This window comes from Streptomyces sp. NBC_01264 (assembly GCF_026340675.1).
GTDB lineage: Bacteria > Actinomycetota > Actinomycetes > Streptomycetales > Streptomycetaceae > Streptomyces.
The window spans coordinates 6,432,850-6,443,532 of sequence record NZ_JAPEOX010000001.1; the positions used below are offsets into that span (position 1 = coordinate 6,432,850).

The window sequence follows — 10,683 nt, forward strand, 5'->3', positions numbered from 1 at the left end:
CCTGGGGGCATGACCGCGGCTCAGCCCGCCAGGGCCGCCTCGGCTCCCGCGTAGGTGACCCCGTGGTCGCCCAGGACCTCGGCGGGAGTGCCGGGGCGGGAGAGGAGGGAGAGGAGCAGGTGGAGGGTGGAGATGTGGCGGTCCTTGCGGCCCAGGGCGATGCGCAGGGACTGCTCGATGACCTTCTTGGCGCCCGGGGTGAAGCGGGTGCGGCCGGAGCGGCTGCGTGGGGCCGGGTCCGCCAGGGCGCCCTCGCCGTGGGTCTCCTCGACGCGGGAGACGATCTCCGTGAGGTCGATGCCGAGGTCCGCGAGGGCTTCCTCGTCCGCCTTCGACATGCCGCCCCGGCGGCGGGCCGCCGCCAGGTCGGCGGAGATCGCGGCCCGGTCGACGCCCAGCGGGTCGAGGGTGCCGAGGGCGAGCAGGGCGAGCAGCAGGTGCTCCTCGCCGACCCGCTGGGCTCCGGTGCGTTCGGCCTCGGCGACCGCGCCCGTCACGGTGGAGCGGGCGTCCTGGGTGAAGCGCTCGAACATCAGAGCCTCCCGTGCTTCTTGTGTACGGCCTGCCGGCTCACGCCCAGCTCGGCCGCGATCTCCTGCCAGGACCAGCCCTGTGCGCGGGCCCCGCGTACCTGTACGGCTTCCAGCTGCTCCAGCAGTCGCCGGAGGGCGGCCACGGCACGCAGGCCCACGCGCGGGTCACGGTCACCGGCGCGTGCGGCCAGATCGGTAGCTTCGGTCATGGGTGTCAATGTAGGTTGACGCACGGGAGCGCGTCAACCCACATTGACACCCGGGGCCCCGGGGCGGTGCCGGGTGCTAGACGGTGAGGACGATCTTTCCGAACAGGTCGCCCGACTCGAGCTTCTCGAAGCCCTCGCGGGCCCGGTCGAGCGGGAGCGTTTCGTCGATGACGGGGCGGACTCCGGTGGCCGCGCAGAAGGAGAGGAGGTCTTCGAGTTCGTCCTTGGAGCCCATGGTGGAGCCGACGACCTTGAGTTCCAGGAAGAAGATCCGGGTCAGTTCGGCGTGTGCCGGGCGGTCGCCGCTGGTGGCGCCGGAGATGACCAGGGTGCCGCCGGGGCGCAGGGATTTGATCGAGTGGGACCAGGTGGCGGCGCCGACCGTCTCGATGACGGCGTCGACCCGCTGGGGGAGGCGTGCGCCGGGCTCGTAGGCCTCCACGGCGCCCAGCTCGACGGCGCGCTTGCGTTTGGCCTCGTCGCGGCTGGTGGCGAAGACGCGCAGGCCGGCGGCCTTGCCGAGGGCGATGGCGGCGGTGGCGACGCCGCCGCCCGCGCCCTGGACCAGGACGGAGTCGCCGGGGCGGACGCCGGCGTTGGTGAAGAGCATCCGGTAGGCGGTGAGCCAGGCGGTGGGCAGGCAGGCGGCCTGTTCGAAGGTGAGCTCGGCGGGCTTGCGCAGGACGTTCCAGGCGGGGACGGTGACCTGCTCGGCGAAGGTCCCCTGGTAGCGCTCGGTCAGGATCGAGCGGGGCTCCTCGGGGCCGACTCCGTGGCCGCTCTGGCCGATGACGGAGTGCAGGACGACCTCGTTGCCGTCCTGGTCGATCCCGGCGGCGTCGCAGCCGAGGATCATGGGGAGCTTGTCCCCGGAGAGGCCGACTCCGCGCAGCGACCACAGGTCGTGGTGGTTGAGGGAGGCGGCCCTGACGTTCACGGTCACCCAGCCGGGGCGGGGCTCGGGGGCCGGGCGGTCCCCCAGCACGAGGCCGTTCAGCGGCTGGTCACGGTCGATTCGGGCGGCGTAGGCAGCGAACATGGCCGCGAGGCTACCGGGCGGTAGCCCGGGGATCCAAGGCCTGCCGCGGCCCGGCGGGCGGCTGTTCGGGGAGCCCGGCGCCGGTGGGCGGGCGAACGGAAGCGGGGCCCGGCCGGAAAATCCGGTCGGGCCCCGCTTCGTACGGCTCGGCTCAGCGAGGCGACTACGCCAGGCGGGCCACGCCGTCGGCCTTCGCCGCCGTGGCGACCGCGGCCGTGACGGCCTCGGCGACGCGGGTGTCGAACGGCGAGGGGATCACGTAGTCGGCGGCGAGCTCGTCACCCACGACGCCGGCGATGGCGTCGGCGGCGGCGATCTTCATGCCCTCGGTGATCCGGGTCGCGCGGACCTTCAGCGCACCCGCGAAGATGCCCGGGAACGCCAGCACGTTGTTGATCTGGTTCGGGAAGTCCGAGCGGCCCGTGGCCACGACCGCCGCGTACTTGTGCGCGACGTCGGGGTGGACCTCCGGGTTCGGGTTGGCCATGGCGAAGACGAAGCAGTCCTTCGCCATCGTCGCCACCGCGGCCTCGGGGACCGTACCGCCGGAGACGCCGATGAAGACGTCCGCGCCCGCGAGGGCGTCCTCCAGGGAACCGGTCTGGCCGGTCTTGTTCGTCAGGCCCGCGATCTCCGCCTTGACGTCCGTCAGGTCGGAGCGGTCGGCGGAGACGACGCCCTTGCGGTCGGTGACGCAGACGTCGCCGATGCCCGCGTCCACGAGGATCTTGGCGATCGCGATGCCCGCGGCACCGGCGCCCGAGATCACGGCGCGCAGGTCGGCGAGGGTCCGACCGGTGAGCTTCGCGGCGTTGCGCAGGGCGGCCAGCGTCACGATGGCCGTGCCGTGCTGGTCGTCGTGGAAGATCGGGATGTCCAGCGCCTCCTGGAGGCGGCGCTCGATCTCGAAGCAGCGGGGCGCCGAGATGTCCTCCAGGTTCACCCCGCCGAAGGAGGGCGCGAGACGGATCACGGTCTCGATGATCTCGTCCGTGTCCTTGGTGGCGAGCGCGATCGGAACCGCGTCGACGCCACCGAACTGCTTGAAGAGAATGGCCTTGCCCTCCATCACGGGGAGGGAGGCCTCGGGCCCGATGTCACCGAGTCCGAGCACGGCCGTACCGTCGGTGACGACGGCGACCACGTTGGACTTCCAGGTGTACTCGTTCACGAGCTCGGGCTGCTCGGCAATGGCGCTGCAGACCTTCGCAACGCCGGGCGTGTACGCCAGGGACAGGTCGTCCTTGTTGTGGACCGGCACGGTGGCCACGATGGCCATCTTGCCGCCCCGGTGCAGCGCGAACACCGCATCCGGGTTGTTGTCCGTCACGCTGTCGCTGCGAGGATTGACGATCTCCGCTGCCACTGTCTTAACCCCTTATGTCTTTGAATCGTTGAGGGTGGCCACTCCTGGTTAAGGGGTGGGCGGGCACCGCGTCCGTCTTCACGGCGACGGTTGTAGGCCCGTCTCCGCGAAGGGGAGGTTCGTACGCGCGGGCGCGCCGCACGCGCGCCCTGAGCCCCGGATGAGGGGTGTAAGGATCTGTTCTACCCGAAGAACACTCACCCAGACGAGTCGATTCCCGCTCAAGTGTCAGGTACTTGTCCCGGTTTTGGCGAAAAGTCCAAAGCTCCCTGTCCAATGGGCGAGACGCGCCGCAAATAGTGCGGCAAAAGGCCCAGGTCACGGCCGTTCGTGCGGCTCTGAGGGGCCTTGTCTGCAGTCCTGTTGGGTACGAAGCGGCTGCCGTTATCCGATTTTGACCTGACGGGCTGCCTGAATGACTCAGTCCGAATGGCAAGATGCCCCTAATCACACAAGGTCGCGACACTCGATGAGGCGTGCCGGACCGCATTTCGATGCTTTCCACCTGCCGGAGGAACCAGCTCATGACCGCAAGCACCACCCGCCGTACGACCGCCGCCCGGTCCCGGATCGCCGCGGTCGGCGCGATCGCGGTCGCCGGCGCCCTGATCCTCACCGGCTGTGGAGACCAGACGGACAAGGGTTCCGAGACGACGCCGTCGGGCAAGGCCAACGCGGCCCCGCTCTTCTCCAAGCTCCCGAAGAAGATCCAGGACGCGGGCGTCATCAAGGTCGGCACGGACGCCACGTACGCGCCGATGGAGTTCACCGAGGGCGGCAAGATCGTCGGCGTCGACCCGGGCGTCGCGGAGGCCCTCGGCAAGCAGCTGGGCGTCACCTTCAAGTTCGAGTCGGGCACCTTCGACACACTGATCGGCAGCATGCAGACGGGCCGCAGCGACGTGGTCATGTCCTCGCTCACCGACACCAAGGCCCGCCAGGAGGGCCTGGACGACAAGGGCGCCAAGACCGGCGCGGGCGTCGACTTCGTCGACTACTTCAGCGCCTCGACCGGCATCCTGGTCAAGAAGGGCAACCCGGAGGGGATCAAGACCCTCGACGACCTTTGCGGCAAGAAGGTCGCCGTCCAGCGCGGCACCACGTACGAGCAGTCCGCCAAGGACCAGTCCGCGAAGTGCAAGACCGCCGGCAAGGCCGAGGTCTCCATCGAGTCCTTCCCGACCGATGCCGAGGCCCAGACCCGCGTGAAGGCCGGCGGCGCCGTGGCCGACCTCAACGACTCCCCGGTCGCCGCGTACATCGCGCAGACCGCCGGTGGCGGCAACGACTTCGAGGCCATCGCCAACCCGACCGACGCCGGTCTCTTCGGCATCGCCGTGGACAAGAAGAACACCGAGCTGCGCGACGCGCTCAAGGCCGCCCTCGACGCGATCATCAAGGACGGCTCGTACAAGACCGCCCTCGACAAGTGGAACGCGGGCTCCGGTGCCGTGACCGAGGCCAAGATCAACGCAGGCTCCTGATCTCCGCGCACCACCGCAGCACACTGAAGGGCAGTCACTGTGACTGACAAGCTCGACAAGGTCCCGGGCCCGGCGGACACCCCGCCGGCCGGGGCCGTCCCCCCCGAGGCGATCAAGGCCATTCCGGTTCGTCATTTCGGTCGCTGGGTCAGCGCCGTGGTCGTCATCGGTCTGGTCGTGATGCTCGCCGTCGCCTTCTCGCAGGGCAACGTCCGCTGGGCGACCGTGCCGGAGAAGCTGTTCGACCCGACCATCATCCGGGGCATGCTCAACACCATCTGGATCAGCGTCGCCTCGATGGCGCTGGGCCTGGTGCTCGGTGTCCTGTTCGCGGTGATGCGGCTCTCGAAGAACCCGGTGACCAGCACCATCGCCTGGTTCTACATCTGGTTCTTCCGCGGCACCCCGGTGTACGTGCAGCTCCTCATCTGGTTCAACCTCGCCCTGATCTTCCCGGTGCTGAACCTGGGGTTCTACAAGGACGAGATGACCCAGGTCATGACCCCGTTCCTGGCGGCCCTGCTGGGCCTGGGCCTGAACGAGGGCGCGTACATGGCGGAGATCGTCCGCGCCGGCATCCAGTCGGTCGACGAGGGCCAGAGCGAGGCCTCGCACGCGCTGGGCATGACCCGGACGCAGACCATGCGCCGGATCGTGCTGCCGCAGGCCATGCGGGTGATCGTGCCGCCCTCGGGCAATGAGTTCATCAACATGCTGAAGACCTCCTCGCTGGTGGTCGCCGTGCAGTATCCCGAGCTGCTGCGGGCGGCCCAGGACATCGCGTCGACCTCGTTCGCGGTGATGGAGATGTTCTTCGTCGCGTCGATCTGGTACCTCGTCCTGACCAGTGTGTTCAGCGTCGGCCAGTACTACCTGGAGCGCCGCTACGCGCGCGGTTCACTGCGGTCCCTGCCGCCCACCCCGCTGCAGAAGATCAAGGCGAACCTCTCCCGCTTCTCCAACCGCAAGGCGGTGGCCTGATGACTTCGACTGCCATGGTGAAGGCCGAAGGCGTCCACAAGTCCTACGGAGCCGCGCACATCCTCAAGGGCATCGACCTGGAGGTCGCGCCGCGTGAGGTGTTCTGCCTGGTCGGCCCCTCCGGGTCGGGCAAGTCGACCTTCCTGCGGTGCATCAACCACCTGGAGCAGGTCAACGCCGGACGGCTGTACGTCGACGGCAAGCTGGTGGGCTACCGGCAGAAGGGCGACAAGCTCTACGAGCTGAAGGACAGCGAGGTCGCGGCGCAGCGCCGGGACATCGGCATGGTCTTCCAGCGCTTCAACCTCTTCCCGCACATGACGGCCATAGAGAACGTCATGGAAGCCCCGGTCATGGTCAAGGGCGAAAGCAAGTCGGTCGCGCGGGCGCGCGCCGTCAAGCTCCTGGACCGGGTCGGCCTCGGCGACAAGGGCGGGAACTACCCCACCCAGCTCTCCGGCGGTCAGCAGCAGCGCGTGGCCATCGCCCGCGCGCTGGCGATGGAGCCGAAGCTGATGCTCTTCGACGAGCCCACCTCGGCGCTCGACCCGGAGCTCGTCGGCGACGTCCTCGACGTCATGCGGGACCTGGCCGAGTCGGGCATGACCATGATCGTGGTCACCCACGAGATGGGCTTCGCCCGCGAGGTCGGCGACAACCTCGTCTTCATGGACGGCGGAGTCGTGGTCGAATCCGGCCATCCCCGCGAGGTCCTGGGCAACCCGCAGCACGACCGCACCAAGGCCTTCCTCTCGAAGGTCCTGTAGGGCTTCACACGCGTGAGGGGCGGTACGGAAACCCGTACCGCCCCTCACGCACGCCCGGCCCGCCCTGCGGGCCTCCGCCGGGCCGGGGCCTACTTCAGGGCCAGCACCAGTCCGTCGGAGGGCGAGCGCCAGACCGTACGGGCCTCCGCGAAGCCGGCGCCGCGCAGCGTGGCCGTGTGCCAGGACTCCGGCGGGGTGTCGCCGTCGGCGTGCTCCCCGTAGATCTCGAAGCGGGCCTTCGTGGGCCCGGCGAGCGCCGGGTCGGCGGCCGCGAGCTCCCACCACTCGCGCCAGTCCAGCGCCCCGGCGGCCTTCGCCCGGTCCATGCCGCCGTGCCGGTGGGCACGCTCGGCGGCATTGATCCGGGGGGTGGCGGGGTCGGGCATGTGGTCGGCGTTCATGAACACCCCGCCGGTGCGCAGCAGGGGCGCGAGCTGCCCGTAGAGGACGGCGAGGTCCTCGCTGGGCAGCCAGTGCAGGGCGGTGGCCGTCAGGATCGCGTCGAAGGAGCCGTGGGGGAGGGCCGAGCGCCAGTCGGGGTCCTTGAGGTCGGCCGTCACGAGGGCGACGCGGGGGTCGCCGGCGAAGTGGCCACGGGCGATCGTCAACAGCGCGGGGTCGAGATCGACTCCCGTACTGGTGGATTGCGGGAACCTCTTGAGGACGCGGTCCGTGATACTTCCCGTACCGCACGCGAGATCGAGGACCCGGGGGGCGGTGCCGACCAGCGCCTCCACCATGTCCAGCATCACCCGGAACCGCTCCTCGCGGTCCGGCATGTACCACTCCTGCTGCCGGTCCCAGCTGTCCTGCCAGGCCTGCCAGTCGGATGGTGCAGCGGTATCGGGGTGGGCTGTATCCGCCACGAATGCCTCCATGCGTAATACCCTCGAACATGTCTCAGCCGTTACCGGAGACACTAATCCGCAGCCGTAAGGACTACAAGTGGAACTGGCCCATTACTCGGACTATGCCGTGCGCCTGGTCAACACCGAGGAGCCGGCCCGCAACAAGGACTCGCTGACCTCCGTCGACGCCGTCCGCGCCCTCTTCGGCGCCAGCGTGCAGATGGCCCGCCGGGTCACGGACGGCGACGTCACCCGCTTCCGCAACGTCCGCGGCCGGCTGCGCACCGTCTTTGAGGCCGCCGACAACGGCGACCACGTCCTCGCCGTCGACCTGCTGAACTCCCTGCTCATGGAGTTCCCGGTCAGCCCGCAGGTCTCCGGGCACGAGACGATCGGTGAGCACGGCGGCCCGAACTGGCACATCCACCTGGCCGACCACCCCTCCAACGCCTCCGCCGGCTACGCCGCGATCGCGTGCTTCGGACTGGCCTTCCACCTCACCGAGCACGGCCCCGACCGGCTCGGCCTCTGCCAGGCCCCGCCCTGCCGCAACGCCTACCTCGACACCTCCACCAACCGCTCCCGGCGCTACTGCTCCGACCGGTGCGCCACGCGCGCCAACGTCGCCGCCTACCGCGCCCGCAAGCGGCTGGAGGCCGAGGAGTCCGCCCGCAGCGGACGCAGCGCCGAGGCGGCCCAGGAGAGCCACGCCCTCAGCGAACGCTGATCGCGCGCCGCGTGCTCCGGCAGGGGGCGCGGCCGGAAGCGGACCAGGGCGGTCGCCAGCACGAGCTCGTCGGGGACCGCCCCGTAGTCCGTGCTGTCGCCCGTCGCGTTGTACGGGTTGTCGCCCAGCACCCACCAGCCGCCCGGCCGCCGCTCCGCCGCCCGCTTGACGACCAGCAGGTCCTGCTGAAACGGGTGGCGCAGCACCACCACGTGGCCCGGCCGCACGGGGGCCCCGTAGCGGACCAGCACCTGGTCCCCGCTCTGCAGCGTCGGCGCCATCGAGGGGCCGCTCACCTCCACCGTGCCGAGCCGCTTCAACGGCGACTCCCACTCCCGCGTCCGGCCGCGCGAGCGCGTGCTCCCCGCCATCCGTGGCCTCCGTAACCGTGCTCGTCCACTCTTCGTGCCATCCCGCATGCTGCCGCACTCTTCCGTACATTCGGTCACCGGCCCGGGTACGTCCCTGGACTTTTGTCCCAACCGCACGGGGGCGCCCGCGAAATCGTCTTTCTCACGGAGTAATCTCCCCCTTGAGAAGACGATCACGAGGAGGACAAACTCCATGCTTTCCCGCCTCTTCGCCCCCAAGGCGAAGGTCTCCGCCCACTGCGATCTTCCGTGCGGCGTGTACGACCCTGCCCAGGCCCGCATCGAGGCCGAGTCCGTCAAGGCCGTGCAGGAGAAGTACCAGGCCAACGAAGACGCCGACTTCCGCGCGCGCGCCATCACCATCAAGGAGCAGCGCGCCGAGCTCGCGAAGCACCACGTTTCCGTGCTGTGGAGCGACTACTTCAAGCCGCCGCACTTCGAGAAGTACCCGCAGCTGCACACCCTGGTCAACGACACCCTGAAGGCCCTCTCGGCCGCCAAGGCGTCGAACGACCCGGCGACCGGCGCCAAGGCGCTGGAGCTCATCGCCGAGATCGACCGCATCTTCTGGGAGACCAAGGCCGCCTGATCCGGCTCTCCAGCCTGATCGGCCTTGTCCCGCGGGACGATGACGAAGGGGCCCGACCGCACTGCGGTCGGGCCCCTTCGGCGTGGAGCGGGGCCACGCCCCTACTCGTCGTCCTCATCCTCGTCGTCCAGGCGGGCCAGCCACGTCGCGAGGCGTTCCACCGGGACCTCGAAGTCCGGGTTCAGGTCGACGAAGGTGCGCAGCTGCTCGGCGAGCCACTCGAAGGTGACCTCCTCCTCGCCGCGCCGCTTCTCCAGCTCCTCGATGCCGCGATCGGTGAAGTACAAGTCGGGCTCCGTGCGGTGGTCGGGTGTTCGGGTGTCTCCCGTCAGGATAATCCGCCGCCCGCCGACGCCGGACCTGACCGCTTTCCGCCGTTCGCGGAGCCCCATCCCCGGGCAGGGATGGAGGGTCCGCGGCGGGAGGTATGCATGGATCACCCCGAGCCGAGCGACAGCGTGCTGAGGGCCCTCGGTTCCACCGAGCCGTCCGCCGGGGGAACCGCGCTGGTGTGCGGCGTACGGCGGGCCCGGCGGCTACGGCTGCTGCGGGAGCTCGCGGAACTGACCGGAGCCCGTGCCGGGGAGGCGGCCGAGCGCTGGGCCCTGCTGGAGGAGGCCGGGCGGCGCGACCCCGGTGCGGTGGGCGACGTGGTGCACTATCCGGCCACCGGACTGTGGGCCGAGGAGACGCTGGACCGGCTGCGCACGCGGCACGGGCCGCCCGCCGACCTCGGGCACCTCGGGGCACTGGCCGCCGCCGCGGCGCTGCGCGCCGGGATCGGCTTCAAGATCACGCTGCGGCCCGGGCACGGACGCCTCGTCCTGCCCACCCTCGGGCTGCTGCGCCCGGACCGGCCGGGCCCGGTCTCCCTGACCGAGGGATCGTGGGACCCCGGCAACCCGGAGGCGCTGGCCCTGCACGCGCTGCCCGACGGGCGGACCGCCCTCGACGACCTGGACCCGTACCGCGCCCCCGGGACGGTGCCCGCCGCCCGCCGGCTCACGCCCAAGGGGCACAGGCGCTGGGACACCCAGTGGTCGGGGGCCCTGACCCTGCTGCGGCGCTACGACACCGCCCGCGCGGAGGAGGCCGGGAGCCTGCTGCGCTGTCTGGTCCCGCTGTCGGGCAGCTCCCGGTCCCACGGCGGAACCCTGCCCGCGGCGGCGGGCTCCGTCCTGGTGCGGGCCCAGCCGCCGCCCGTGCTGGCCGCGACCCTCGTGTTCGAGGTGCAGCACGGGAAGCTGGCGGCCCTCTCGGAGACGCTGCCGCTGCACACCGCCGACCGCACCGCACGGTACTGGGCCCCCTGGAGGGACGATCCACGGCCGCTGGAGGGCCTCCTGAGGGGCGCGTACGCGCATCTCGGGCTGGCGGGCTACTGGCAGCGCGCGGCGCTCTACGGGGCCAGGGGAGCGTGGGCGCAGCACGCGCGGGTGCGGGCGCAGGTGGCGGCTGTGCTGCCCGTCCTGGAGGCCTGCCCGGAACTCACCGCGGGCGGGCGGGTGTTCGTCGGAGCGATGGCCGCGGCCGAGCGGGCCATGGACGGGGTGCCGGCGCCGGGGTCCCGGTACGCGGTGGCTCGCGCGGCGGTGGAGCACGACCGGGCCGCGTGGTGCGCGGCGCACCCGAACCTGGCACCGTACGCGGCCGGCTGACGGGGCGGGGCCGCTGCGCGGGGCCGTCCCCTACCCGCCCTTCCACCGTTCCCCGGGGCTCCGCCCCGGACCCCGGTCCTCAAACGCCGGACGGGCTGGACGCGCCGGAAG

Annotated in this window: 13 protein-coding genes; 6 read left to right on the top strand and 7 right to left on the bottom strand. The window is 70.9% G+C overall.

What is annotated here, in order from left to right:
- Positions 1-20: 20 nt before the first annotated feature.
- The 4 genes from OG435_RS30245 to OG435_RS30260 form a co-directional block, all read right to left on the bottom strand.
- Positions 21-533: a Clp protease N-terminal domain-containing protein gene (locus OG435_RS30245; RefSeq protein WP_266881091.1), complete on the bottom strand. Its 513-nt coding sequence runs from the start codon at positions 531-533 to the stop codon at positions 21-23.
- Complete coding sequence (locus tag OG435_RS30250) at positions 533-742, bottom strand: helix-turn-helix domain-containing protein (protein WP_266881092.1); 210 nt, start codon at positions 740-742, stop codon at positions 533-535. Before OG435_RS30250 ends, OG435_RS30245 begins: the two co-directional genes overlap by 1 nt.
- 76 nt (positions 743-818) lie before the next feature.
- On the bottom strand, positions 819-1,781 hold the full coding sequence (locus OG435_RS30255) for a zinc-binding dehydrogenase (protein ID WP_266881093.1): 963 nt from the start codon (positions 1,779-1,781) through the stop codon (positions 819-821).
- Positions 1,782-1,944: 163 nt separating this feature from the next.
- On the bottom strand, positions 1,945-3,147 hold the full coding sequence (locus OG435_RS30260) for an NAD(P)-dependent malic enzyme (RefSeq protein ID WP_266881094.1): 1,203 nt from the start codon (positions 3,145-3,147) through the stop codon (positions 1,945-1,947).
- A gap of 524 nt (positions 3,148-3,671) precedes the next feature.
- Here OG435_RS30260 and OG435_RS30265 point away from each other — a divergent pair.
- From OG435_RS30265 to OG435_RS30275, 3 genes are read left to right on the top strand one after another with little or no spacing between them, the layout of a single operon-like run.
- Positions 3,672-4,631: an ABC transporter substrate-binding protein gene (locus OG435_RS30265; RefSeq protein WP_266881095.1), complete on the top strand. Its 960-nt coding sequence runs from the start codon at positions 3,672-3,674 to the stop codon at positions 4,629-4,631.
- A 39-nt stretch (positions 4,632-4,670) separates the two neighbouring features.
- Positions 4,671-5,612, top strand: a complete 942-nt coding sequence (locus OG435_RS30270) for an ABC transporter permease subunit (RefSeq protein ID WP_430625714.1) — start codon at positions 4,671-4,673, stop codon at positions 5,610-5,612.
- The gene (locus tag OG435_RS30275) at positions 5,612-6,379 is read left to right on the top strand and encodes an amino acid ABC transporter ATP-binding protein (protein WP_323187925.1); all 768 of its coding nucleotides are present in this window, start codon (positions 5,612-5,614) and stop codon (positions 6,377-6,379) included. The genes OG435_RS30270 and OG435_RS30275 overlap by 1 nt, the downstream gene beginning before the upstream one ends.
- A gap of 89 nt (positions 6,380-6,468) precedes the next feature.
- Here OG435_RS30275 and OG435_RS30280 read toward each other — a convergent pair whose 3' ends face one another.
- Positions 6,469-7,257, bottom strand: coding sequence for a class I SAM-dependent methyltransferase (locus OG435_RS30280; protein ID WP_266881096.1), 789 nt, complete (start codon positions 7,255-7,257; stop codon positions 6,469-6,471).
- Between the two features lie 67 nt (positions 7,258-7,324).
- Between OG435_RS30280 and OG435_RS30285 the strand changes: the two genes are divergently transcribed.
- Complete coding sequence (locus OG435_RS30285; RefSeq protein ID WP_266881097.1) at positions 7,325-7,954, top strand: CGNR zinc finger domain-containing protein; 630 nt, start codon at positions 7,325-7,327, stop codon at positions 7,952-7,954.
- On the opposite strand, the gene sodX is transcribed toward OG435_RS30285, so the two are convergent.
- Positions 7,858-8,325, bottom strand: coding sequence for a nickel-type superoxide dismutase maturation protease (gene sodX / locus OG435_RS30290; protein ID WP_266881098.1), 468 nt, complete (start codon positions 8,323-8,325; stop codon positions 7,858-7,860). The genes OG435_RS30285 and sodX overlap by 97 nt on opposite strands.
- Positions 8,326-8,518: 193 nt before the next feature.
- On the opposite strand from sodX, the gene sodN reads away from it, so the two are divergent.
- Positions 8,519-8,914, top strand: coding sequence for a superoxide dismutase, Ni (gene sodN, locus OG435_RS30295; RefSeq protein ID WP_030009413.1), 396 nt, complete (start codon positions 8,519-8,521; stop codon positions 8,912-8,914).
- A gap of 101 nt (positions 8,915-9,015) precedes the next feature.
- On the opposite strand, the gene OG435_RS30300 is transcribed toward sodN, so the two are convergent.
- Positions 9,016-9,201 carry a DUF6104 family protein gene (locus tag OG435_RS30300; protein ID WP_007266501.1) on the bottom strand — a complete coding sequence of 62 codons (186 nt, stop codon included), beginning with the start codon at positions 9,199-9,201 and terminating at the stop codon, positions 9,016-9,018.
- Positions 9,202-9,345: 144 nt separating this feature from the next.
- Here OG435_RS30300 and OG435_RS30305 point away from each other — a divergent pair, with 144 nt between their 5' ends.
- Positions 9,346-10,572, top strand: a complete 1,227-nt coding sequence (locus OG435_RS30305) for an aKG-HExxH-type peptide beta-hydroxylase (protein WP_266881099.1) — start codon at positions 9,346-9,348, stop codon at positions 10,570-10,572.
- Positions 10,573-10,683 lie beyond the last annotated feature (111 nt).

Bases quoted from the DNA above. Each gene is read 5' to 3' on its own strand.
- OG435_RS30265 (WP_266881095.1), top strand. From the start codon at position 3,672: ATGACCGCAAGCACCACCCGCCGTACGACCGCCGCCCGGTCCCGGATC.
- sodN (WP_030009413.1), top strand. From the start codon at position 8,519: ATGCTTTCCCGCCTCTTCGCCCCCAAGGCGAAGGTCTCCGCCCACTGC.
- OG435_RS30245 (WP_266881091.1), bottom strand. From the start codon at position 533: ATGTTCGAGCGCTTCACCCAGGACGCCCGCTCCACCGTGACGGGCGCG.
- OG435_RS30305 (WP_266881099.1), top strand. From the start codon at position 9,346: ATGGATCACCCCGAGCCGAGCGACAGCGTGCTGAGGGCCCTCGGTTCC.
- sodX (WP_266881098.1), bottom strand. From the start codon at position 8,325: ATGGCGGGGAGCACGCGCTCGCGCGGCCGGACGCGGGAGTGGGAGTCG.
- OG435_RS30280 (WP_266881096.1), bottom strand. From the start codon at position 7,257: ATGGAGGCATTCGTGGCGGATACAGCCCACCCCGATACCGCTGCACCA.
- OG435_RS30255 (WP_266881093.1), bottom strand. From the start codon at position 1,781: ATGTTCGCTGCCTACGCCGCCCGAATCGACCGTGACCAGCCGCTGAAC.
- OG435_RS30275 (WP_323187925.1), top strand. From the start codon at position 5,612: ATGACTTCGACTGCCATGGTGAAGGCCGAAGGCGTCCACAAGTCCTAC.
- OG435_RS30250 (WP_266881092.1), bottom strand. From the start codon at position 742: ATGACCGAAGCTACCGATCTGGCCGCACGCGCCGGTGACCGTGACCCG.